Raw genomic sequence first — 22,796 nt, 5'->3', positions numbered from 1 at the left:
AGACGCCGCTTGACGTCATCGTCGGCCCCTGAACCCGCCGCCCGTCCGGCGACACGCCGTCGATGGATCGCGGGACTGGCGGTCTTCGCCGTGCTGATCGCGGGCTTTTCGGCGTTGGGCGTCTGGCAGGTCCAGCGCCTGGCGTGGAAGCAGGAGCTGATCCGTCAGGTCGACAGCCGCATCCACGCCGACCCAGTCCCGGCGCCGGGGCCTGCAAGCTTCGACGCCGTGACGCGCGAGGCGGACCAGTACAGCCGCGTCACGGCCAGCGGCCGGTTCCTGCATGACCGCGAGGCGCGGGTGAAGGCGGTGACGGACCTGGGGCCGGGCTTCTGGGTCGTCACGCCGCTGGAGGATGCGCGGGGTTTCACCGTCCTGATCAACCGGGGCTTCGTCCCGTCACAGCGCGCGGCGCCCGAAAGTCGTGCGGAAGGGCAGGTCGAGGGGCCGGTCTCCGTCACCGGCCTGTTGCGCATCAGCGAGCCGAAGGGCGGCTTCCTGCGCGACAATGATCCAGCCGGCGACCGCTGGTTCTCGCGCGACGTGGCGGCGATCGCGCAGGCGAAGGGGCTGGAAGGGGCCGTCGCGCCCTATTTCATAGATGCTGACTCGACGCCCAATCCCGGCGGCTGGCCGCGCGGCGGTCTGACGGTGGTGCGGTTCGCCAACAGCCATCTGGTCTACGCCCTGACCTGGTTCGGTCTGGCGCTGATGTCGGCGGGCGGCGCCGTTCTGTGGCTGCGCGACGAGCGGCGCCGCAGGGCAGGGGGACGTTGATGCAAGCTGAGGCTTTGAACCGCTTCTTCCGCACCGTTCTGGGCATGGACGCCAACGCCGAGACGCCGGTGTCGCCGGGCGCGGCCGGTCGGCGCAACATGCTGCTGCTGATCCAGCTGAGATGGCTGGCGGTCATCGGTCAGGTGGCGACGATCGTCATCGTCCACTGGGGTCTGAAAATCAGCGTCCCGCTGGGGCCGCTGCTGCTGGCGCCGACGGCGCTGGCGGTGATGAATCTGGTCAGCGCGCCCGTCACCCTGCGGCGCAAGGTGGTCACCGACCCCGAGATCCTGCTGGCCCTGTGCGTCGATGTGGCGGCGCTGAGCTGGCTTCTCTATTTCAGCGGCGGGGCGACCAATCCGTTTGCGGCTCTTTACCTGATGCAGGTGGTGCTGGCGGCGGTTCTGCTGCGGCCGGTCTACGCCTGGGGCTTCGTGCTGGCGACGGGCGCCTGTCTGGCCTTCCTGGCGGTGTGGCGGCAGCCGCTGGACCTGCCGGATGGCGCCGATGCGCGGCTGGGCCTGATCCAGCAGGGCGCCTTGATCAACTTCATCCTGATCGCCGTGCTGCTGGTGGCCTTCGTCACCCGCACCAGCCAGAACGTGCGCGCCCGCGACGCCTATCTGGCCGAGGCCCGGCAGCAGGCGGCGGAACAGGATCACATCGTGCGCATGGGGCTTCTGGCCTCGGGCGCGGCGCATGAGCTGGGCACGCCGCTCGCCTCGCTCTCGGTCATTCTCAGCGATTGGCGACGGATGCCCGCGCTAACGGCTGACGAAGATCTGCGCCATGATATCGAACAGATGCAGGCCGAGGTGGATCGCTGCAAATCCATCGTCACCAACATCCTAATGTCGGCGGGCGAGGCGCGGGGCGAGGCGCCGACCGTGACGGCTCTCAGCAGCTTCCTGGGCGAGATCATCGACGACTGGTCCGCCAACCGACCCGGCGACGCCATGCAGGTCGCCCTCAGCGGCCCGACGCCGCGCGATCCGTCCATCATCGCAGACCCGGCTCTGAAACAGGTGTTCAGCGCCCTGCTGGACAATGCGCAGGAGGCGGGCGCGCGAAACCTGGAGGTGCGGGCGGTGGCCGACGCCGACGGCCTGTTCATCGCCTTCGAGGACGACGGCCCCGGTTTCGCGCCCGGCATTCTGGAAAAGCTTGGCCAGCCCTATCAGTCCACCAAGGCGCGGGCAGGAGCGGGGCTGGGCCTGTTCCTGCTGGTCAATGTGGTGCGAAAACTGGGCGGCACGGTCGTCGCCGCCAACCGTCCGGGCGCGCCAGGCGGTGCTGTGGTGCGACTGACCTTGCCCATCGACGCCCTGGCGCCGAAGTTAGCAGTCTGGAAAGAGGGCATGAGATGACGGACGAACCCCGCCAGCTTCTGATCGTCGAGGACGACGAGTCCTTCTCGCGCACCCTGCGGCGCTCGTTCGAGCGGCGCGGCTATCAGGTGCTGGCCGCCCACAGCCACGACCAGATGGTTGAGTTGCTGGAGACGCATCATCCCGACTATGCGGTTGTGGACCTGAAGCTGGGAACGTCGTCGGGCCTGACCTGCGTGCAGACGCTGCACGCCTTCGATCCCGACCTGGTGATCGTGGTCCTGACTGGCTTCGCCAGCATCGCCACGGCGGTCGAGGCCATCAAGCTGGGCGCGCGTCACTATCTGGCCAAGCCTGCCGGCACGGATGACATCGAGGCCGCCTTTGGCCGTACGGCGGGCGATCCCGACGCGCCGCTGACCGCCCGCCCGACCTCGATCAAGACGCTGGAGTGGGAGCGTATTCACGAAGTGCTGGCCGAGACTGACTTCAACATCTCCGAGGCCGCGCGACGTCTCGGGATGCACCGCCGCACCCTGGCGCGGAAACTGGAGAAGCGGCAGGTCAGCTGACCCTTCGGTTTCCGCTCATTCCTCGGCCTTGAGCGCTCCCAGCACATCGTCCGTATCCTGCCCCAGCTTCGGCGGCGGGGCGTCGTATCGCACGGGCGTCTTGGACAGGCGGATGGGCGAGGCGACGGTGCGGATCGGACCGGCCAGATCGGGCCGGGTCTGTTCGACCGTCAGGCCGCGATGGATGGCCTGAGGCTCAGCGAACACCTGATCGATGGTGTTGACGGGGCCGCAGGGCACGCCCGCCGCCTCCAGCGCCTGCATCAGCCCCTGCATGGTGAAGCCCGCGGTCTTCGCCGCGATCAGCGGACCCAGCGCCTCGCGCTCGGCGACCCGCAGGGCGTTGGTGGCGAAGCGGGCCTCGATCTCCAGCCCCAGGGCGGCGCACAGGGCGCGGAACTGGCCGTCGTTGCCCACGGCGATGATCACCATCCCGTCGGAACACGCGAAGGGCTGATAGGGGGCCAGATTGGGGTGGGCGTTGCCCATCCGCGTCGGCGCGGCGCCGGACACGAAGTAGTTGGTCGCCTGATTGGCCAGCATGGCGGCCTGAACGTCGAACAGGGCGATGTCGACGTGCTGGCCCTCGCCGGTCGCCCGGGCGTGCCACAGGGCGGCAAGGATGGCGTTGGAGGCGTAAAGGCCGGTGAACAGATCGACGACCGCCACCCCGACCTTCATCGGCTCGGCGCCCGGCGCGCCGTCGGGCTGGCCGGTGATGGACATCAGCCCGCCCATGGCCTGGATCATGTAGTCGTAGCCCGCGCGGTGCGCGTCCGGCCCGTCCTGTCCGAAGCCGGTGATGGAGCAATAGACCAGCTTCGGATTGATCGCCGTCAGCGCGGCGTAGTCGAGGCCGTACTTCTTCAGCCCGCCGGTCTTGAAGTTCTCGACCACCACGTCGCAGGTCGCGGCCAGACGGCGCACGGCCTCGGCGCCATCGGGGCTGGCGATGTCCAGCTCGACCGACTTCTTGCCCCGGTTGGCGCACAGGAAATAGGCGGCGTCGCCGGGCGCGCCGTCGGCCGTGGTGGTGAAGGGCGGGCCCCAGTGGCGGGTGTCGTCGCCGGCGCCGGGCCGCTCGATCTTGATGACCTCGGCCCCCAGATCAGCCAGCGTCTGCGTCGCCCAAGGCCCCGCTAGAACCCGCGACAGGTCCAGAACCCGCACATTGCTCAAGGGACCGTGGGGGACGGTGAGGGGGGTGTCGATCATCAGGGCCCTTCATCAACGTTGCAATCGATAGTTGTCGAGCCGCTCGGCCGCCAAAACTGAGGGCAAGGGGGCGTGCTGAAGGGGCTGGCGCATTTTGCTTGTGGCGCGTCGCTTGGCGAATGGCCAGAGCTTGGTGGTGAAGAACGATGGCGCGTTCCAGCTCTTAGCCGTCGTGACTGAAGACGCGCATCAATAACGATCGACGGCGTCCAGGATCGCCTCGCTCCAGGCCTCCAAGACCTTTCGGCGTTGGTCGAATAGGGCGCCGCGCGCGTAGACGCGGGCCACTGTCGATGAGGTTGCCGCGCCCACATGGTTGAGGCAGCGGTCGACGACTTCCGGCAGCGCATCGAGGTCATCGCAGGCATATGTCGCGAAGCTTCGCCGAAGGTCGTGGTGAGTCCATTCGATGGGCTCTGAACTGTTCGTGTTGATCACCCGGTCGAGCGCTATCTTGGCTTTGGACCAGCTTTGAAAGGGGGAGCCCGAGAAGGTGGCGAAGACGAGGTCGTTGATTTGATATAATTCAGCAGCTTCAATGATTTCGCGCGCGGATGCAGAGAGCGGAATACGGATCGCTCTTCCGTTTTTGGTTCGCGAGGCTGGGATGATCCATTCGCCGACCTTCGATTGGGGCGGCAGCCGCAACTCGCTCCATCGCATTTCTGCGACCTCCTGGCGGCGACACGCTGTGAGAATGAGCATCTGCACAATGGGTCCGTAGGGGTGAGGACGCAGCGCGGCGGCGGTCCAGATCGCCGCGATCTCCTCCATTGTCGGGGTTCGCTCTCTCGGCGATTCCCGAGCGGGCTTGCCGACGCCCAAGGCAGGATTAGTCTCCATGAGCCCCTGCGCGATCGCCCAGTTGAATAGAGCCTTGAGGTAGGCCAGCTGCCGATTGGCATGGGACGGGGCTGTTTTGGCTTTTCGCGCCACGATCGTCGCGATGTCACGCCGCGAAAGCGTCGCCGGATGCCGATGGCGGATAGAAGCGATGGCATCTTTCAGCGAGTTTATGGTGGAGCGGTTCCGCCGTAACGATGGGCCTTTTAATGCAGCGTAATCTGCCAGCAGGTCGGCCAAGGTTGCTGGCGTTGTTCGGCTATGTTTCGTTTCCTGCTGAAGCCGCTTGGCGCGCCGCCTGGCTTCATCAACACCGACGTCCGGCCATTCGCCGAGCGCGTGTCGGGAGCGTTGTCCATTGAGCTGCAAGAAGAGCGACCAACTCGCGCTCCTTGGGCCGATACGTAAGCGCAAGCCTGGATGTCCGCTGTCGCTATATTCCGTCCGCGGCCCTTCGTCGGCGAAAGCCTGAAGTCGTTTGATCATGGCCTCGGTAAGGGGTTTAGCCCGAGGACGCCTCATGTTTAACCTCGTCGTATGGGGGTGGGGTCGTAAGCCCGACCTCAGCGCGGTCGCATGCGAGCCGCGAAATATGTTCGGGCAGGATTGAGAGAACGTAGGCTGTTGAAAGGCCGGAAGTCGTTCTGAAGTCGTACTCGCACTCCATGAGCGGCTCGTCGGGCGTCGCAGGAGGTTGGACAGGCAAGCCAAAATCGGGATGGACGAGCGTTCGGCGCTGCTGTCTCAGGGCACGCTTCGTCGGCGCGCGAGCTATCCTTAACCTTCGGCCATTGCGGCAGGGCATCACTGAGGGTCCTGGCCCAGATCTTTGCAGCGGGGCGGGCATAAGATTGGAATGTCGGAAAAAGGCGACCTGATCGGTCGTAAGCGCGGAATTCTCAGCGCGCCTGAGCGAAGGCAACTCTAAACGGGCGCGCCTGTCAAGCCTGTAGCTCGAGCCTTAGCTGCTTCCTGTTTGGGCAAGGGACCGCTGCGCCCGCGGATTGGCGACGGAGGTCTGACAGGGCGGGGAACTGGATGCAGGTGTAAACCGACCGCTCAGACTGACACTGACAGTTCAGGCTGACCAACGTCATGTCGGTATTCTATCGTGCAGGCAGAAAGCGCCCAAGACAACTGGGGCTAGCCTTTGACGGCCGTGCCAGCCCATAAATCCCAAAGTGAACCCTCTGTCACATCTGACAGTGCGTTTAAGTCTTTGAAAACGATGGTGGGTGATCACAGGTTCGAACTGTGGACCCGCTGATTAAGAGTCAGCTGCTCTACCAACTGAGCTAATCACCCGTACCGTCGTCTGCGCCCTTGGTGTGGCGCCGGTCCTTCGCGGCGGCGTTGATGGCCTCGGCGAAGGGCGCTCCTATTACTCAGGACCGGTGTCGGGTGCAAGCGTCAAATGCATCTTTTATCGCGATTGCATCGCGCGCTAAGGTCGCGCCTTGAATCAGCCGCCGGAAAGACGCGGCGAGGGGGAGTAAAGATTATGGCGTTCTGGAACCGTCGTCGCTCGATCGACGCGATGCTGGCCCCGCATTCGGGGCCGGGGCTCAAGAAAACCCTGGGTTGGCCGCACCTTATGGCGCTGGGCGTCGGCGCCATCGTCGGCACCGGCATCCTGACGCTGATCGGGGTCGGGGCGGGTCTGGCGGGGCCGGCGGTGCTGATCAGCTTCGCCCTGGCCGGTCTGGTGTGCGCCTGCGCGGCGCTGGCCTATGCCGAACTGTCGACGATCATGCCCGCATCGGGCAGCGCCTATACCTATTCCTACGCCGCGCTGGGCGAGATTTTCGCCTGGGTCGTGGGGTGGAGCCTGATCCTGGAATATTCGCTGGTCGTGTCGACGGTGGCCGTCGGCTGGTCCGGCTACGCCGTGCCCTTCCTGGCGGGACTGGGCGTCGACCTGCCGTTCGCCCTGACCGTGGGGCCTCACGTCGAGGGCGGGCTGATCAACCTGCCGGCTATCTTCATCATCGCCATTGTGACTGGCCTGCTGCTGCTGGGCACGAAGGAAAGCGCCACGCTGAACGCCGTGCTGGTGTTCGTGAAGATCGCCGCCCTGGTGGTGTTCGTGGCCATCGCCATGCCGCACTTCGATACGGCCAACTTCACCCCCTTCATGCCGCACGGCTTCGGGGCGCCCTTCGTACAGACGGGGGTCATGGCGGCTGCGGCCATCATCTTCTTCGCCTTCTACGGCTTCGACGCCATCGCCACGGCGGCGGAAGAGACCAAGAAGCCCGAGCGTGACCTGGCCATCGGCATCGTCGGCTCGATGGTGGTCTGCACCGTGCTCTATATCGCCGTCGCGGCCGCTGCGATCGGCGCCGCCCCGGTCGCGAGCTTCGCCGACAGCCCCGAGCCGCTGGCTCACATCATGCGCGGCCTGGGCCAGGGCGTCGCCGCCCAGTGGATCGCCGCCGCCGCCGTGATCGCCCTGCCGACCGTGCTGCTGGCCTTCCTGTTCGGTCAGAGCCGCATCTTCCTGGGCATGTCGCGCGATGGCCTGCTGCCCAACCGCCTGGCCAAGATCTCCAAGCGCGGCGTTCCTGCCGTGGTGACGGTGTTCACCGCCATCGTCGTGGCCTTCCTGGCCGGGATCATGCGTCTGGACGAGCTGGCCTCGCTGGCCAATGCGGGCACCCTGATGGCCTTCATGGCCGTGGGCGTCAGCCTGATCGTGCTGCGCGTGCGTGAGCCGAACCGCGAGCGCAAGTTCAAGGCGCCGCTGTGGTGGCTGGTCGGCGGCATCGCCATCGTGGGCTGCATCGTCTTCTTCTTCAGCCTGAAGAGCTCGACGCAGCTCTACTTCCTGCTGTGGAACCTGTTCGGCCTGGCTCTCTACCTGCTGTGGTCGTCGCGCAACTCGCGCCTGGCCAAGGGCGAAGAGGCCGAGGCCTGATGGCGAGACGCGACCTGTCGGGGGCGGTGGATTTCACCGTCCTCGAAGCCATGACGGCGGGCATGGATGATGTGACGGAAGAAGTGCTGGGCCTGTTCGCCGAACAGGCCCGCATGTGGTCGGCCATGCTGGATGCGTCCAGCGAGGGCTGGCGCGACGCCGTTCACACCATCCGCGGCGCCGGGGCGGGCATCGGGGCCAAGACCCTGGCCCAGGTCTGCGAAGAGGTGGAGTTCGGCGAACAGGCCGCCGCGCCCGCCGGGCTGGAGCGGGTGAAGACGGCGCTGGACGCGGTCCTGGCCGATGTGGCGGCCTATCGCCACGAACTGGCGTTGAAGAGCCTGAAGGGCTGAAAGGTCGTCAGACCCGCGTCTTGTCCCAGGTTCCGAACTCGTGGGCGATGCAGCGATCGATGAGCAGGCGCCAGACCGGCTCGGCGATGTCGGGCGACAGGCCGGCGGGTTCGGCCGCCTTCAGCACCTTGGCCACCACGTCGTCGATGCGGGCCTGATCGAAGACGGCGTCGCGGTTGGGCTTGATGCGGGCGGCGGCGTCCATGTAGCGCTGGCGCTCGGCCAGCAGGGTCACGAGCGCGCGGTCCAGCGCATCCACGCCCTGACGCACGTCCAGCATGGTCGCGCAGTCTTCCGGGGCCTTGCGCGCGTCGATGGCGACGGCGGCGGGAGAGGTCATCAGGTCAGCCGACAAAGGCGCGCTCCAGAACATAGTCGCCGGGTTCGGCGTTCGAGCCTTCCTTGAGGCCGTAGGATTCCAGCAGTTCGCCGGTCTCCTTGATCATGGCCATCGAGCCGCACAGCATGACGCGGTCGCTGTTGGGCGAAAAGCCGATGGGTAGTTGCAGGTCGGCGAAGACGTCGCCCGACTTGATGCGGTCGGTGATGCGGCCTGGCGTTTCAAAGCGCTCGCGCGTCACGGTGGGGTAATAGGTCAACTGGGCCTTGGCCTCGTCGCCGATCAGCGGGTCGTCGTGGATCTCGTGGCTGAAGAAGTCGCGGTAGGCCAGGTCGGCGACGTTGCGCACCGTGTGGCAGACGATGACCTGCTTGAAGCGGGAATAGGTCTCAGGGTCGCGCGCGACAGACAGCCACGGCGCCAGTCCGGTGCCCGTGCCGATCAGCCACAGGCGCTCGCCGCCGGTCAGGGCGTCCAACACCAGGGTTCCGGTCGGCTTCTTGCCCATCAGGACGCTGTCGCCCGGCTGGATCTTCTGCAGGCGCGAGGTCAGGGGGCCGTCCTCGACCTTGATGGAGAAGAACTCCAGTTCCTCGGCCCAGAAGGGCGAGGCGATGGAATAGGCGCGCAGCACGGGTTTGCCGCCGTCCTCGCCCGGCAGGCCGATCATGACGAACTCGCCCGAGCGGAAGCGGAAATCCTCGGGCCGTTTGACGCCGAAGCTGAACAACTGGTCGTTCCAGTGGCGGACCCACAGGACTTCCAACTCATGGAACGGACTGGCCTTGACGGGCGGCGCGGAGAGGGAGGCGTCAGACATGGCGACTACCTAGGCCGTCGCGGGCGGTTGCGAAAGAGTGCTGCGGCGATCCTTCTCCCCTTGTGGGAGAAGGTGGCAGGCGAAGCCTGACGGATGAGGGGTGCTGGCGGGGCCTGATCAGCAATGAGGCCGGGCGGTCGCTTCGATCTTCAACCGTCACGGCGACCCCTCATCCGACCCGCTGTGCGGGCCACCTTCTCCCACAAGGGGAGAAGGGAGAAAGAAGGGATGACGACGGAAGATTCCGTCTCTAGCTTCACCGCCATGCGCACTTTTCTTCTCGCCTCGACGATCCTGATGGCTGCGACCTCGGCCTTCGCCCAATCCTCGCCGCAGCCAGCGGCTCCGCCCGCCGCCACGGCGCCCGCGTCCTCGATCCTGACGGTCGAGCGGGTCTTCGCCAATCCGTCCCTGGCTGGGCCGGTGGCCAAGGGGGTCAGCCTGTCGCCCGACGGCGAACTGGTCGCCTTCCTGCGCTCGCGCGAGGATGACGTGGACGTGCTGGACCTGTGGGCCGCGCCGGTGAAGGGGGGCGAGCCGTTCAAGCTGATCGACGCCCGCGCCCTGGTCCCTGACGCCGGCGAACTGTCCGAAGCCGAGAAGGCGCGGCGCGAGCGGATGCGGATTTCCCAGCGCGGCGTGGTCGAATATTCGTGGGACGAGCAGGGCCGCTACATCCTGGCCCCGCTGGAAGGCGACGTCTTCCTGGCCAACCGCGCCGACGGCTCGGTGCGGCGCCTGACCGAGACGGCGGCGGATGAGATCGACGCCAAGGTGTCGCCCAAGGGGGCCTTCGTCAGCTTCGTGCGCGATCAGAACCTGTTCCTGGTCAATCTGGGGACGGGCGCCGAACAGGCCATCACCACGGACGGCAAGGATCTGATCACCTGGGCCACGGCCGAGTTCATCGCCCAGGAAGAGCTGGACCGCGACACCGGCTATTGGTGGAGTCCGAACGAACGCTACATCGCCCTGCAACGCACGGACGAGAGCACGGTCGACGTCATTCCGCGTCTGGATATCACGGGCGGCGGGGCCTCGGTCATCTCGCAACGCTATCCGCGCGCCGGGCGGCCCAACGCCGTGGTCGAGCTGTATGTGCAGGACGTGCAGAGCGGTCAGCGGGTCAAGGTCGATCTGGGCGTCGACACCGACATCTATCTGGGCCGGGTGAACTGGGCGGCGGACGGTTCGGTCGCCTATGTCCAGCGTCTGTCGCGCGACCAGAAGCGGCTGGACCTGCTCAGCGTCGATCCGGTCACGGGCGCCAGCCGGGTGATCGCCAGCCAGACCTCGAACGCCTGGGTCAACGTCACCCATGACTTCAAGGCGCTGAAGGACGGGAACTTTATCTGGTCCAGCGAGGAGAGCGGGTGGCGTCACCTGTATCTCCATAACAAGGACGGCCGCCGTCTGCGGGCGATCACGCGCGGCGATTATCCGGTCAAGGCGCTGGACGGCGTCAACCAGGACACGGGCGAGGTCTTCTTCACTGCCTCCATGCGCGACGGCCGGGAATATCCGATCGAGCAGCAACTGTTCCGCGCCAGCTACAAGCGGACGCTGAACCCGACCGAAGTCACCCCGCGCGGCGGCTGGTGGAGCGCCACGGTCAACGGCACGGGCACGGCCTATGTCGGCAACTACACCGATGTGAACACCCCGGCGCAGTCGGCGCTCTATTCGATCGACGGCCAGCGCGTGCGCTGGATCGAAGAGAACAGGCTGCAGCCCGGCCACCCCTTCTGGCCCTATGCCGAGCGTCAGCAGAAGCCGACCTTCGGAACCCTTCAGAGCCACGGCGAGACGCTGATGTGGCAGATGACGACGCCGCCGGGCTTTGATCCGTCGAAGACCTATCCGGTGGTGATGGAGGTCTATGGCGGGCCGTCGGGCGGCGGGGTGAAGAACGCCTGGCAGCCGGCCAAGACCCAGTTGCTGACCGAGGCTGGCTACATCGTCTTCCGCCTGGACAACCGGGGCGAAGGGGATCGCTCGGCCGCCTTCAAACAGGCCCTCTATCTGAAGATGGGCCAGCCCGAGATCGAGGATCAGGTCATCGGCGCTGACTATCTGCGCTCGTTGCCTTACGTCGACGACAGCCGCATCGCGATGATGGGTTGGTCGTACGGCGGGTTCATGAGCCTGATGGCGCTGACCGAGCCGAAGATGGGTCTGGCCGCCGCCCTGGCGGGCGCGCCGCCGACGGAGTGGAGCCTGTACGACACCGCCTATACCGAGCGGTACATGTCGACGCCGCAGGCCAATGTGGACGGCTACGCCGCCTCGGACGTGGTGAACCGGCTCGACAATCTGACGGGGCGTCTTCTGCTGATGCACGGCATGGCCGACGACAACGTCATCTTCGAGAACACCACGCGGGTTCTGAACGCCCTTCAGGAAAAGAGCATCCCCTTCGAGACCATGCTCTATCCGGGCCAGCGCCACGGCATCCGGGGCAATGATCGTCAGCTGCATCAGTGGCGGACCTATCTGGACTTCCTGGACCGCACGATCGGGACACGGGCGCCGCATAAGGCGGACTGAGGCGAACTCTGATCCGGCGGAACCCGGCCCTGCGGCCGCCGTTCCGCCGGAATGGAAAAGCTGTTCAATCATCTGGCGAACGCGACGGCCAAGCTGGCGGGGCGGCCGTGGACCTTCATCGTCTGCCTGGCGGTGGTGCTGATCTGGGCCGTGACGGGGCCGGTGTTCAAGTTCAACGAGACCTGGCAGCTGGTGATCAACACCGGCACGACCATCGTCACCTTCCTGATGGTGTTCCTGATCCAGAACACCCAGAACCGCGACGCCGCGGCCATGCACGCCAAGATGGACGAGCTGATCTATGCGGTGAAGAAGGCCGATGCGGGCTTCATCGGCATCGAGCACCTGACCGACAAGGAACTGGCGGTCATCCTGCAGGAGGTCGAGCGGCGCGGCCGCGACATCCACGCCGGCCAGCCCGCGCGGGCGGTCAGGAGCCGCCCGGCGTCACGCGCGGAGGCCTGAACGGCTCGCCGAAAAAACAGAGTCCAATTCGTCTGAATCGTCTGAAATCCCTCCGCGCCGTCGGTGGAGCGCTCATGATGGCGGACGGAGGGGAGGCGGCGGGCTGATCGCGATAAGACACGCGCAATCGCCGTGTTTTGCCGGGATTGGAGCGATGCGATAGGCGAGGAAGGGCGCTGTTTGATCCTTCTCCCCTTGTGGGAGAAGGTGGCAGGCGAAGCCGGACGGATGAGGGGGGCGAAGGCCGCCGGTCGGCGACATCCGTCTAGACGCCGCGTCGACACCCCTCATCCGGCCCTGACGGGCCACCTTCTCCCACAAGGGGAGAAGGGGCGCGGCGGCCTTAATCGCGGTAGTTCAGCGCCGGGGCGCGGTCGCCCAGCAGGGCGCGGTATTGGAAGTCCGGGCCGCGACGGCGTTCGAACTCGGCCTTGGCGGCTTCGATCGTCTCGGGGCTCTGGAACAGTTCGGCGGTGGTCAGGGCCAGGGTCTTGGCCGCCAGATGGGCGCCCTTCAGGCCGATGGTCGTGCCCGCCGCCACCACGTTCTGCCACGAGTGACCGGCCGAACCCGGCACGAAGGTCGCCGTCGACAGGCCGACCGTCGGCGTGACCCAGGACACGTCCGACACGTCGGTCGAGCCGCCGAAGTCGCCGCCGATCACGGCGTCCTCGATCTGACCGACGGAGGCTAGGTCGGGCTTGGTGGTCAGGGTCTTCTGGATTTCCGACGCCAGGGCGGTTTCCTCGGCCGTCCAGGTGATGCCGCCGACATGGCGCAGGTTGCGGTCCATGACGTGCATCAGGGCTTCGTTCGGCAGCATGGAATAGACGCCGCCGATGGCTTCGAACTCGACGCGGGTGCCGGTGCCCAGGGCCGCGCCGTCGGCGGCCAGCTTCACCCGCTCCAGCACGTCGCGGACGATCTCCGGGTTGTTGTGGCGGACGTAGTAATAGGCCTCGGCGTAGGCCGGGACGACGTTGGGCGCCTTGCCGCCGTCGGTGATGGCGTAGTGGATGCGGGTGCGGTCGGGCACGTGTTCGCGCATCAGGTTGACCATGGCGTTCATGGCCTCGACGCCGTCCAGGGCCGAGCGGCCCTTGTCCGGCGCGGCGGCGGCGTGGGACGCCGTGCCGTAGAAGCGGAACTTGCCCGAGACGTTGGCCATGGTGTCGCCCTGGCGGGCCGAGTTCACATTGCCGGGATGCCAGTGCAGCGAGACGTCCACGTCGTCGAACAGGCCGTCGCGGACCATGTAGACCTTGCCCGAGCCGCCTTCCTCGGCGGGCGTGCCGTAGACGCGCAGCTCGCCCTTGATGTTGTTGGCGACCATCCAGTCCTTGACCGCGATAGCGGCGTGGATCGAGGCGGCGCCGAACAGGTTGTGGCCGCAGCCGTGGCCCGCATGGCCGCCTGCGGATTCCTGGATCGGGCTGAGCGTCTGCGACAGGCCGGGCAGGGCGTCGTATTCGGCCAGGACGGCGACCACGGGGCCTTCGCCGGTCTTGAAGCTGGCCAGGAAGGCGGTCGGCTCGTTGGCGATGCCGGGCGTGACGGTGAAGCCGGCGTCGCGCAACTGGCCCTGGAGCAGGGCGGCGCTCTGGGTCTCCTGATAGCCCAGCTCGGCGAACTTCCAGATTTCCAGCGCGGCGTGGTCGAGGGCGGCCTGGTTGCGGTCGACGGTGGCGATCAGGCTCTGCCTGCCCTGAACCGACAGCTCGGCGGCGTGGACGGGCAGGGCCGCCAGCGGCGCGGCGAGGGCGGCGGCCAGGGCCAGGGCGCGCAGGGATACGGGTTTCATCTCGGGGTTTCTCCCTCGTGTTCAAAAGAGAAGGGCGGAAGGCGTCGCCGCCTCCCGCCCCTTGTCTAGGTCAGACCGATCAGAAGGCCTTGCGGACGCTGGCGTACCAGTAGCGGCCGTAGGGCTGATACACCGTGCCGACGTAGCCGTCGGCGGACAGCGGGGGCTGCTCATCGGTGATGTTGCGGACGCCGACGCGCACCGCCGTGTCGGACAGCATGCCGCCGAACCGGTCGGCCCCGAACTCGTACTCGGCGTACAGATTGGCGGTGAGGGTGGAATCCACTGTCCAGTAGTCGCCCGCCGAGTTGGTGATGCTGTCGTCGTACAGCGACGAAATGTACTGGGTGAAGGCGCCCACGGTCCAGGCGTCCTTGTTCCAGGTGGCCGACAGCGACCACTTCCATTCAGGGCGGCCCAGGTCGGCGATCATGTCGCCCATCGAGCCGGAAACCCAGATGTTCGAGTCCAGTTCGCCCGAAGCGACGGCGTCCGACAGCTTCTGCGTGTCCGGCGCCATGTCCAGGTAGTACTTCAGCAGGTGCGAGACGTTCAGGTTGGCGCTGAAATCACCATACTGGGTGCCGCGCAGGCGCCACATCACGCCCAGGTCCAGCCCTTCAACCGTCTGCGGCTGCTGGTTGGTGTAGGCGTCGGTGATGTAGAGAACCTCGCCCGCGGCCTCCAGGCCGGTGCCGGCGAAGATGCGGCCGTCGGCGGCGGAGGCGTCGCCGCGCACCACGTTCGGATTGTACGAGCCGTTCTTGCGCAGGAGATAGTCCAGCGTCAGGGCGTTTTGACCGCGGAACAGGCCGACCATGCCGGTCTGCTCGACCTGCCACCAGTCGGCGGTGAGGGTGAAGTCGCCCAGTTCCGCCGGGATGAAGCGCGGCTGGATGACCAGGCCGACCGAGAAGGTTTCCGACTCTTCCGGCTGCAGGTCCGGATTGCCGGCGCGGCGTTCCTGCGTCGACTTGCGGGCGTGGTTCTGATTGAAGTCCGCGCGCCACGGCTGGGCGACCTTGGAGGCCATCGAGGCGCCGCAGTCACGCATGCCGTTGGCCAGGGCACCCTGACGGTTCAGGGCCTCGCAATAGAGCCAGTCCACCGACTGGTTCGAGCGGGTGATCTGGGTGGCGTTGATCTGTTCCAGGTTCGGGGCGCGGAAGCCCTGGGCCCACGAGGCGCGGACGCGGAAGCCGTCGACGATGTCCCAGGCGCCGGCGATCTTCGGCTTGGTGACAGACCCGAAGTCCGAATATTCCTCGAAACGGCCGGCCAGCTGGATTTCGAGGTTGTGGACGAGCGGAACGCCCATCTCCGGCGACACCAGGGGGGCGGCGATTTCGACGTAGGCCGAGAAGACGTCGCGCTCGCCGTAGGTGTCCGGGTTTTCCGACTGGTTGATCAGGTCGGAGGATTTGACGCCGGCCAGGTTGGTGTAGCGGATGGTGCCGTCGACGCGATCGTCGCGGTCGTCATGCTGGGTCTCGGTGCGCAGCTCGATACCGGCCGCGACGCCGACCGGACCGGCCGGCAGCTGATAGATGTCCGGGCGCGAGATCTTGAAGTCCCACAGGCCCAGCTCGGTCTTGGTCTTGCGGACCATGTCGACGCGGATGGCGTCCAGCGCCGCCTGGTTCGACGGGGCGCCGTCGCCGACCTGCGGGTTGCCGATCGTGCCGCCGTTGAAGAAGTTGTAGGCGTCGGGCGTGGACTTGGCGGCCCATTCCTGAAGCCGGGTCGCCGAGATGTTGTCCGAGACGTCCTTGGCCGAGGCTTCCGACCACATCAGGGCCGATTCCCAGTTCCAGCCGTTCCACTCGCCGCGCACGCCGCCGAGGATGCGGAACTGCTTGTTGGTGACTTCGACGCTGATCGGACCCATGTCCGAGAAGCGGTAGCCGGTCAGGGTGATGTTCGGATCACCGGCGATCGGATTGTAGTAGTTCGAGCCCGGAATGATGAAGCTGACGCCCGAAGCGGTCGCGATCGGCTCCTGATAGGCCTGCGACTTGGCGTGGTAGAAGCCCAGTTCGCCGAACGCCTCCACGGCGTCGTTGATCTGATAGCGGCCGGTGGTGAAGACGTTGAAGCGGTCCACTTCCGGCATGACCGACAGGCCCATGCGGGCCGTGTCCGCGTTCAGGTCGGCAGGCAGGTTGGTGCCGTTGGCGAGGCACACGCCGTCCTGGGTCGGGGTGACGCAGCTGGCGTGGCCCTGCGGGACGATCGTGAAGCCCTGGCCGGCAGAGCCGTTCGCATTGCGCACCGTGAAGCGGCCCCAGGGCGCCAACTGCGAGGTGCCGTTCAGGCTGGAGTGGTCCTCGAAACCGGTGCCGGCGAACAGGCTGCGCTTGTCGTTGCTGGACGTGTAGTCCTGGTCCAGCGTGTTCAGTTCGCTGCGGTGATCGTAGTTGAAGAACAGCGACAGGTTGGCGCGGCCGTCCAGGAAGTCCTTGCCGCCGTAGAGCGACAGGTTGGTCTCGCGCATGCCGGTGCCTTCGGCGCCGCCGTGCTGGGCCGACATGGTCCAGTTGTTCATGTCGTCGCGCAGGACGGTATTGACCACGCCGGCCACGGCGTCGGCGCCGTAGATGGCGGCGGCGCCGTCGCGCAGGACTTCAAGGCGCTTCAGGCCCGACACCGGAATGGCGTTGGTGTTGTAGGTCAGGACCGGAACGAGGTGTTCGTTGGCCTGCGACGTCGGGTGGCCCACCACGCGGCGGCCGTTCAGCAGCACCAGGGTGTTGCCGATGCCCAGGCTGCGCAGGTTGACCGAGCCGGTGTCGCCGCGCGCCGAGTTCGAGGTGTTCGGCTGGTAGGACGAGTTGAAGGTCACATCGCCCATCTGGGGGATGGAGCGGAACAGGTCATCGCCCGAAACCGGCGCGGCGGCGATGATGTCTTCCTCGGACAGAACCGTCACGGGCAGGGCGGCCGTCACCTTGGCGCCTTTGATCTGCGAGCCGACGACGACGATTTCTTCGAGCTGGGTGATTTCGCCGCCTGCTTCTTGGCCCGCCTCTTGGGCGACGGCGGTCGTCGCGCCGAACAGGGCGGTCGTGGCCAGCAGGGCCGTTCTCATGCTGCGACGCGCGAATACTGAACTCATTGGACTGGGCATCCCCTGTGGTCGGCGCTCTGTGACGCCTCTGACCGTTATGTGTTGTGAACAGGCGTGGCCTTCGTCCGCCGCTTCGATGGATCGAAATGGGGCGCTGAACGGAGATTCCGCCTCGGTTCGGACTTGAAGCGGCCATAGAGGGTCACGTCAAGTTTTTCGGGATAAATATTGCCGATATTCAAGATAATGAGCGCAATAATCGCAGATGCCCGCCCTTGAACTGCTGTTTTCCGCAATGCTATCGCAGAGCTTATTGGCAATATGTTCTGTCTTTTTGGGGCGGCGGGGGAATGTAACCGCTGCGGTAGGGCAGGATTTGTGGCGGGGTTTTGTATGCGCATCGGTTTGATGAAGTCGGCGACGGCGGTTTCTGCGGCGGCTCTGATGCTGCTGTCGGGGCCTGTCTTGGCTCAGGAGGCGGCGGCCCAGGTCCGGCCCGCCACGGGCAGCGGCGGCGACATCGTCAATTACGGCCAGATCCACAGCCCCGTGGTGGGCCGCGGCGGCATGGTGGTCAGCCAGAGCGACCTGGCCACCCGCGTCGGCGTCGAGATCCTGCGCCAGGGCGGCAATGCGGTGGACTCGGCCGTCGCGGTCGCCTTCGCCGAGGCCGTGACCCTGCCGCGCGCGGGCAATATCGGCGGCAGCGGCTATATGGTCCTGCACATGGCGGCCACGGCCGAACGCCCGGCCCAGACCGTCGCCATCAACTATTACGGCACGGCGCCGGCCGCGACGACGCCGGACCTGCTGCTGGACGACAGCGGCCGCTTTGACCGCTCAAAGCCGTCGGGCTTCATCAACGTCTCGGTGCCGGGCACGGTCATGGGCATGTGGGAGGCGCACGCGCGCTTTGGCTCCATGCCCTGGGCCGATCTGGTCGCGCCGGCGGTCAAGCTGGCCGAGGAAGGCTATGTCCTGTCGGACGGCGAGGCCGACGCCACGGCGGGCCGGGCGCGGGTGCTGGCGACCGATCCGGGGGCGCGCGAAGCCTATCTGAAGGCGGACGGAACCGCCTATCGCGCGGGCGAGATCTTCCGCCAGCCGCTGCTGGCCGAAAGCCTGCGCAAGGTGGCGCGCGGCGGGGCGGACGAGTTCTACAAGGGCGAGCTGGCGCGTCAGATCGTGGCGGGCGTCCAGGCGGGCGGCGGCGTCATCACCATGGCCGACATGGCCGCCTATCGCGCCGATGTGTCCGAGCCGATCTGGGGCAGCTATCGCGACCACCGCATCGCCTATATGCCGCCGACGGCCTCGGGCGTCAGCGTCGCCCAGGCGCTGAACCTGCTGGAGCATTTCGACCTGCGGTCGATGGGATGGGGCAGCGTCGACAGCCTGCACCTGATCTCCGAGGCGATGAAGATCACCTCGTCGGATCGTCGCCTGATCGGCGGCGCGCCGCAGTGGACCACCCCGGCGCACGGCCTGGCCAGCAAGGAATTCGCCGCCGAACGGGTCAAGCTGATCTCGCCGGACAAGACGCTGAAGGCCGCCGACATCCCCGAGGGCAACCCCTATCCCTATGAGAGCAAGGACACGACCCACTATTCGGTCGCGGACGCCTTCGGCAATGCGGTGTCGAACACCTACACCCTGTCCAACTCCTACGGCGCGCACGTCGCCCCGGCAGGGACGGGGATTCTGCTGAACAACCACATGGACAACTTCTACTGGGGATCGCAGGGCCAGCCGAACTCGCCCGCGCCGGGCAAGCGCCTGGGTTCGACCATCACGCCGATGATCGTGTTCGAGGACGACAAGCCCTGGCTGGTCACGGGCACGCCGGGCGGCGGCTACATCATCGCCACCATGGTGCAGCTGATCTCCAACGTCATCGACCATCGGTTGAACGTGGCCGAGGCGGCCATGCGTCCGCGCCTGAATCAGGGCGCCGGGGACAGCCCGCTGGAGCTGGAGGGCGGCTTCTCGCCCGATGTGGAGCGTTTGCTGCGCGAGCGCGGCCATACGGTGCGTCCGTCCATGACAATGGGCAGCACCCAGTCCATCATGGTCGAGGGAGATCGATTCCTGGGCGCCGCCGACACCCGTCGGCCGGACGCCCTGGCGTTGGGCGTTCGCTGACTTAACAGGCGGCCGCTGAAAACTATCGGGGCTCGGAGGGGGAATACCGATGATGCGTAAGGTTCTGCTGGCGGGCGTCGCCGGCCTGGTTCTGGCCGCCGGCGCGGCGCCTGTGGTTCACGCTCAGGCGGGAGGCTCCGCGAGCCGCCCCGCCGCCTCGGCGGCGTGGCAGGACGGCCTGTTCGACGTTCGGCTGGATCGCGAGAAGGGCCGCGTCCTGGCGCGCCTGTCGGCCCCCGACGCTGAGGGGGTGATCGGCCGCTACCTGTATCAGCCGGGCTTGTCGGCGGGGCTGGGTATGGATGGGGCGGGGCTGGACCGCTCGGGCCTGGGGCAGGCGCAGATCGTCGCCTTCCACAAGGTCGGGGGCCGGGTGTTCGCCCGGTTCGAGAACCATCGCTTCCGCGCCATCGACGCCAGCGCGGACGAGCAGAACGCGGTCGCCGCCTCCTTCGCCCCCTCGACCGTCTGGGCGACGGATGTGATCGAGACGGGGGCCGACGGCTCGGTCGTCGTCGATCTGTCGGGCTTCCTGACGCGGGACGCGGTCAACATCGCCGGGCGGCTGAAGCGGGCGAGCCTGGGGACGTTCAAGGGGGCGCCCGACCTGGGCCATCTGGCGCTGGATCAGACCCTGGTCTTCCCGGACAACGTCGAGCTTCAGACCGTCCAGACCTTCACCAGCGACGAGCCGGGCGGCGAGCTGTCGCGCATCGCGCCGGATGCGCGCGCCGTCACCCTGACGGTCCAGCACTCCTTCATCCGCCTGCCGGACGACGGCTTCCAGACCGTGCCGCACGATCCGCGCGGCGGCAGCATCAGCCAGGCCATGGCGGTGGACTTCGCCGCGCCGCTGGATCAGCCGGTCATGAAGCGGCTGGCGCGCCGCTTCCGTCTGGAGAAGACCGATCCGACGGCCGCCCGCTCGGCGGTGAAGAAGCCGATCGTCTTCTACGTCGACCGCGCCGCGCCCGTCGCCATCCGCGAGGCCCTGATCGAGGGCGGCGACTGGTGGGCGCAGGCCTTTGAGCAGGCGGGCTATCTGAACGCTTTCCGGGTCGAGCTGCTGCCCGAGGGGGCGCATCCGATGGACGCCCGCTACAACATCATCGCCTGGGTCCACCGCGAGACGCGCGGCTGGTCCACCGGTAGCACCGTCAGCGACCCGCGCACCGGCGAGATCGTGCGCGGCGTGGTGCAGCTGGGCTCGCTGCGCGACCGGCAGGACAAGATGATCATCGAGGGCCTGGTCGGCGCCGCGCGCGCCGGGACGGGCGGAGAGGATGATCCCGACCGTCTCGCCTATCACCGCCTGCGCCACCTGTCGGCGCACGAGATCGGCCACTCCATCGGCTTGGCGCACAACTTCGCCGCCTCGACCTATGAGGGGCGGGCCTCGGTCATGGACTATCCGGCGCCGTGGGTGATCGCGGACGGCGACCGGCTGGACTTCAGCCAGGCCTATACGACCGGCGTCGGCGCCTGGGACCGCTACGCCATCGACTGGCTGTATGGGGATACGCCGGGCCGGGATCCGCAGGCGCGCCGCCTGGCCCTGGCCGCCGAGGCGCAGGCGAAGGGCTATCGCTTCGTCGGCGACGGCGACACCCGCCCCCTGGGCAGCCTGCAGCCCTATGGCGCCATGTGGGACAACGGGACCGACCCGGTGGCCGAGTTCGCCAACACCCTGGCGGTGCGGCGCATCGCCCTGTCGCGCTTCGGCCTGGCCAATCTGCCGGCGGGGGCGCCGGCGGCGGACCTGCGCCGGGTCATCGTGCCGATCTATCTCTATCACCGCTATCAGACCACGGCGGTCGGGCGTCAGATCGGCGGCGTCGACTACAGCTACGCCGTCAGCGGCGCCGGTCATGAGCGGGCCGAGGTCGTGCCCGCAGACAAGCAGCGCGCGGCGCTGGAGGCCCTGATGTTGGCGCTGTCGCCGGCCGAACTGGACCTGCGCGACGACCTGATCGACCTGTTGTCCTCGGTCCAGTCGGGCAATCCCGATCGCCAGACCCAGATCGAGCTGTTCGAGGGCAAGACCGACGCCGTGTTCGACCCGTCCTCGGCGGCGGCGGCGGCGACCCAGGTGGTGTTCGAGACCCTGCTGGCGCCCGAGCGGTTGAACCGTCTGGTCGAGCAGGAGCGCCGTGATCCGGGGCAGCTGGGGCTGGTCGAGACGCTGGACCGGGTGGCGGTCGCCGTCGGGCCGGGCGCGGCGTTGAGCCCGCGTCAGGCTGAACTGCGCCGCGTCGCCCGCGCCCGCTACGCCGCCCATCTGGCCGCGCTGATCCAGGGCAAGGATCTGTCCTCGACGGTGCAGGGCACGGTGCGCGACAGCGCGCGGCGGTTCGGGGAGCAGTTGAAACGCTGCCGCGGCGACCGGCTGGAGACGGCCCAGTGCGTCTATCTGGCGGAAGCTCTGACCGGCCCGGTCGAGGGGCTGAAGGCGCTGAGCGAGACGTTGCCGGTCGCACAGGCGGTGCCGCCGGGCGCGCCGATCTAAAGGCCCTTCTCCCCACCGGGGGAGAAGGTGTCAGGCGAAGCATGACGGATGAGGGGGCTGTGTCCGCAAACGCGGGCGTCGAGAGCGTTGAGGCGTCCCCCTCATCCGAGCGCCTCCGACGCCCACCTTCTCCCCCGGAGGGGAGAAGGGTCGTTGATTACAGCTCCCGCCAGGTCTTGCCGGTGACGCCTTCATAGTTGGTCGCGTGATAGACGCCGCGCGCCACCGCGCGGGCCAACACGTCGGCGGCGACGTTGCCGAGCTGGGCCACGGCGACCTGACGCAGGGCCGGGTCTTCGATGACCTTCTTGCCGGTTGACAGGCTGAACAGGGTGTCGCCGTCGAACGGCGCGTGGGCGGGACGGATGGCGCGGGCCATGCCGTCCTGGGCCATGATGGCCACGCGCTGAAGCTCCACGCGGGTCAGGGCCACGTCGGTGGCGATGCAGGCGATGGTGGTGTTCTCGCGCGGTTGGGGCCGGAACTTGGATGCGCCCCAGTCCTCGGCCGAGGCGTGCAGGCCCGAGGCGCCCAGGCCGCCGAACTCGTCGCCGATCTCATAGGGCGCGGCCCAGAAGCTCTTGCCGCCGGGCGCCACGACCGAGCCGACGCTGTTGACCGCCACGATGGCGCCGACCGTCCAGCCCGAGGCCATGACCGCTGAGGCTGAGCCGATCCCGCCTTTCAGCGCGCCCGCCTCGGCGCCATAGCCCGCGCCAGCGGTGCCGAGGTCGAAGCGGTCGCCCGCGGCCTCCAGCGCCTGAACCGACAGGCGGCGATAGGGCGGCTCCATCTCCCACGCCTTGTTCCCGCCGTTGGCCAGATCATAGAGGCAGGCGGTCGGGATGATGGGCGAGGGCGGCACGCCCGGCGCTCCGCCCATGCCGTAGCCGCGCCCGCGCATCCCCATCCAGGCGGCGACGCTGTCGGCCGAGCCGAGGCCATAGACCGACCCGCCCGACAGGATGATGGCGTCCACCTCCTGCACCAGATTTTCGGGGCGCAGCACGTCGGTCTCGCGCCCGGCGGGGCCGCCGCCGCGCACGTCCACAGCCGCAACGGCGGGCTTTTCGGCCAGGATGACGGTGACGCCGGTGCGGACG

At 67.4% G+C, this 22,796-nt stretch carries 16 protein-coding genes and 1 tRNA gene; 9 read left to right on the top strand and 8 right to left on the bottom strand.

Annotation, left to right across the window (positions count from 1 at the left end):
- The first annotated feature begins 9 nt into the window (after nucleotides 1-9).
- From B2Y21_RS13575 to B2Y21_RS13565, 3 genes are read left to right on the top strand one after another with little or no spacing between them, the layout of a single operon-like run.
- Nucleotides 10-777 carry an SURF1 family protein gene (locus tag B2Y21_RS13575; RefSeq protein WP_292060373.1) on the top strand — a complete coding sequence of 256 codons (768 nt, stop codon included), beginning with the start codon at nucleotides 10-12 and terminating at the stop codon, nucleotides 775-777.
- On the top strand, nucleotides 777-2,144 hold the full coding sequence (locus B2Y21_RS13570) for an ATP-binding protein (RefSeq protein ID WP_292060372.1): 1,368 nt from the start codon (nucleotides 777-779) through the stop codon (nucleotides 2,142-2,144). The genes B2Y21_RS13575 and B2Y21_RS13570 overlap by 1 nt, the downstream gene beginning before the upstream one ends.
- Entirely contained in the window at nucleotides 2,141-2,677 is a 537-nt protein-coding gene (locus B2Y21_RS13565) for a response regulator transcription factor (RefSeq protein WP_292060371.1), read from the top strand. Before B2Y21_RS13570 ends, B2Y21_RS13565 begins: the two co-directional genes overlap by 4 nt.
- A gap of 15 nt (nucleotides 2,678-2,692) precedes the next feature.
- Here the strand turns inward: B2Y21_RS13565 and B2Y21_RS13560 are convergent, their stop codons facing one another.
- The 3 genes from B2Y21_RS13560 to B2Y21_RS13550 all read right to left on the bottom strand — a co-directional run bounded on the left by B2Y21_RS13560 (nucleotide 2,693) and on the right by B2Y21_RS13550 (nucleotide 6,040).
- Entirely contained in the window at nucleotides 2,693-3,892 is a 1,200-nt protein-coding gene (locus B2Y21_RS13560) for a CaiB/BaiF CoA transferase family protein (protein ID WP_292060370.1), read from the bottom strand.
- A gap of 189 nt (nucleotides 3,893-4,081) precedes the next feature.
- Entirely contained in the window at nucleotides 4,082-5,221 is a 1,140-nt protein-coding gene (locus B2Y21_RS13555; protein ID WP_292060369.1) for a tyrosine-type recombinase/integrase, read from the bottom strand.
- 743 nt (nucleotides 5,222-5,964) lie between these two features.
- Nucleotides 5,965-6,040: transfer RNA gene (locus tag B2Y21_RS13550), tRNA-Lys, on the bottom strand.
- A 196-nt stretch (nucleotides 6,041-6,236) separates the two neighbouring features.
- Here B2Y21_RS13550 and B2Y21_RS13545 point away from each other — a divergent pair.
- Together B2Y21_RS13545 and B2Y21_RS13540 are read left to right on the top strand one after the other, a co-directional pair.
- Nucleotides 6,237-7,652, top strand: a complete 1,416-nt coding sequence (locus B2Y21_RS13545) for an amino acid permease (protein ID WP_292060368.1) — start codon at nucleotides 6,237-6,239, stop codon at nucleotides 7,650-7,652.
- Complete coding sequence (locus tag B2Y21_RS13540) at nucleotides 7,652-8,005, top strand: Hpt domain-containing protein (RefSeq protein WP_292060367.1); 354 nt, start codon at nucleotides 7,652-7,654, stop codon at nucleotides 8,003-8,005. The genes B2Y21_RS13545 and B2Y21_RS13540 overlap by 1 nt, the downstream gene beginning before the upstream one ends.
- Nucleotides 8,006-8,012: 7 nt before the next feature.
- On the opposite strand, the gene B2Y21_RS13535 is transcribed toward B2Y21_RS13540, so the two are convergent.
- Both B2Y21_RS13535 and B2Y21_RS13530 read right to left on the bottom strand, forming a co-directional pair.
- A complete protein-coding gene (locus tag B2Y21_RS13535) occupies nucleotides 8,013-8,345 on the bottom strand; it encodes a chorismate mutase (protein ID WP_125900088.1) in 333 nt (110 codons plus the stop codon).
- 4 nt (nucleotides 8,346-8,349) lie between these two features.
- A complete protein-coding gene (locus B2Y21_RS13530; RefSeq protein ID WP_292060366.1) occupies nucleotides 8,350-9,165 on the bottom strand; it encodes a ferredoxin--NADP reductase in 816 nt (271 codons plus the stop codon).
- A gap of 264 nt (nucleotides 9,166-9,429) precedes the next feature.
- Here B2Y21_RS13530 and B2Y21_RS13525 point away from each other — a divergent pair, with 264 nt between their 5' ends.
- The gene (locus B2Y21_RS13525; RefSeq protein WP_312204693.1) at nucleotides 9,430-11,712 is read left to right on the top strand and encodes a S9 family peptidase; all 2,283 of its coding nucleotides are present in this window, start codon (nucleotides 9,430-9,432) and stop codon (nucleotides 11,710-11,712) included.
- A 51-nt stretch (nucleotides 11,713-11,763) separates the two neighbouring features.
- Nucleotides 11,764-12,177 carry a low affinity iron permease family protein gene (locus tag B2Y21_RS13520; RefSeq protein ID WP_292060364.1) on the top strand — a complete coding sequence of 138 codons (414 nt, stop codon included), beginning with the start codon at nucleotides 11,764-11,766 and terminating at the stop codon, nucleotides 12,175-12,177.
- A gap of 343 nt (nucleotides 12,178-12,520) precedes the next feature.
- On the opposite strand, the gene B2Y21_RS13515 is transcribed toward B2Y21_RS13520, so the two are convergent.
- Both B2Y21_RS13515 and B2Y21_RS13510 read right to left on the bottom strand, forming a co-directional pair.
- A complete protein-coding gene (locus tag B2Y21_RS13515) occupies nucleotides 12,521-13,978 on the bottom strand; it encodes an amidohydrolase (protein WP_292060363.1) in 1,458 nt (485 codons plus the stop codon).
- A gap of 79 nt (nucleotides 13,979-14,057) precedes the next feature.
- Nucleotides 14,058-17,093: a TonB-dependent receptor plug domain-containing protein gene (locus tag B2Y21_RS13510; protein ID WP_292060362.1), complete on the bottom strand. Its 3,036-nt coding sequence runs from the start codon at nucleotides 17,091-17,093 to the stop codon at nucleotides 14,058-14,060.
- Between the two features lie 345 nt (nucleotides 17,094-17,438).
- Between B2Y21_RS13510 and ggt the strand changes: the two genes are divergently transcribed.
- Nucleotides 17,439-19,187 carry a gamma-glutamyltransferase gene (gene ggt, locus B2Y21_RS13505; RefSeq protein WP_292060361.1) on the top strand — a complete coding sequence of 583 codons (1,749 nt, stop codon included), beginning with the start codon at nucleotides 17,439-17,441 and terminating at the stop codon, nucleotides 19,185-19,187.
- Nucleotides 19,188-19,239: 52 nt separating this feature from the next.
- Nucleotides 19,240-21,693, top strand: coding sequence for a zinc-dependent metalloprotease (locus tag B2Y21_RS13500; protein ID WP_292060360.1), 2,454 nt, complete (start codon nucleotides 19,240-19,242; stop codon nucleotides 21,691-21,693).
- 157 nt (nucleotides 21,694-21,850) lie between these two features.
- Here B2Y21_RS13500 and B2Y21_RS13495 read toward each other — a convergent pair.
- Nucleotides 21,851-22,796: P1 family peptidase (locus B2Y21_RS13495; RefSeq protein ID WP_292060359.1), on the bottom strand; the 946-nt coding region annotated here is incomplete at its 5' end.

This window comes from Brevundimonas sp. UBA5936 (assembly GCA_002430835.1).
Taxonomy (GTDB): Bacteria; Pseudomonadota; Alphaproteobacteria; order Caulobacterales; family Caulobacteraceae; genus Brevundimonas.
Note: the sequence above shows the minus strand (reverse complement) of the source record. Positions and strands in the feature narration are given on the sequence as shown.

Coding starts and splice junctions, on each gene's coding strand:
- B2Y21_RS13540 (WP_292060367.1), top strand. CDS start 7,652: ATGGCGAGACGCGACCTGTCGGGGGCGGTGGATTTCACCGTCCTCGAA.
- B2Y21_RS13535 (WP_125900088.1), bottom strand. CDS start 8,345: ATGACCTCTCCCGCCGCCGTCGCCATCGACGCGCGCAAGGCCCCGGAA.
- ggt (WP_292060361.1), top strand. CDS start 17,439: ATGCGCATCGGTTTGATGAAGTCGGCGACGGCGGTTTCTGCGGCGGCT.
- B2Y21_RS13500 (WP_292060360.1), top strand. CDS start 19,240: ATGCGTAAGGTTCTGCTGGCGGGCGTCGCCGGCCTGGTTCTGGCCGCC.
- B2Y21_RS13510 (WP_292060362.1), bottom strand. CDS start 17,093: ATGAGTTCAGTATTCGCGCGTCGCAGCATGAGAACGGCCCTGCTGGCC.
- B2Y21_RS13525 (WP_312204693.1), top strand. CDS start 9,430: ATGCGCACTTTTCTTCTCGCCTCGACGATCCTGATGGCTGCGACCTCG.
- B2Y21_RS13570 (WP_292060372.1), top strand. CDS start 777: ATGCAAGCTGAGGCTTTGAACCGCTTCTTCCGCACCGTTCTGGGCATG.
- B2Y21_RS13530 (WP_292060366.1), bottom strand. CDS start 9,165: ATGTCTGACGCCTCCCTCTCCGCGCCGCCCGTCAAGGCCAGTCCGTTC.
- B2Y21_RS13520 (WP_292060364.1), top strand. CDS start 11,764: ATGGAAAAGCTGTTCAATCATCTGGCGAACGCGACGGCCAAGCTGGCG.
- B2Y21_RS13545 (WP_292060368.1), top strand. CDS start 6,237: ATGGCGTTCTGGAACCGTCGTCGCTCGATCGACGCGATGCTGGCCCCG.
- B2Y21_RS13515 (WP_292060363.1), bottom strand. CDS start 13,978: ATGAAACCCGTATCCCTGCGCGCCCTGGCCCTGGCCGCCGCCCTCGCC.
- B2Y21_RS13560 (WP_292060370.1), bottom strand. CDS start 3,892: ATGATCGACACCCCCCTCACCGTCCCCCACGGTCCCTTGAGCAATGTG.
- B2Y21_RS13565 (WP_292060371.1), top strand. CDS start 2,141: ATGACGGACGAACCCCGCCAGCTTCTGATCGTCGAGGACGACGAGTCC.
- B2Y21_RS13555 (WP_292060369.1), bottom strand. CDS start 5,221: ATGATCAAACGACTTCAGGCTTTCGCCGACGAAGGGCCGCGGACGGAA.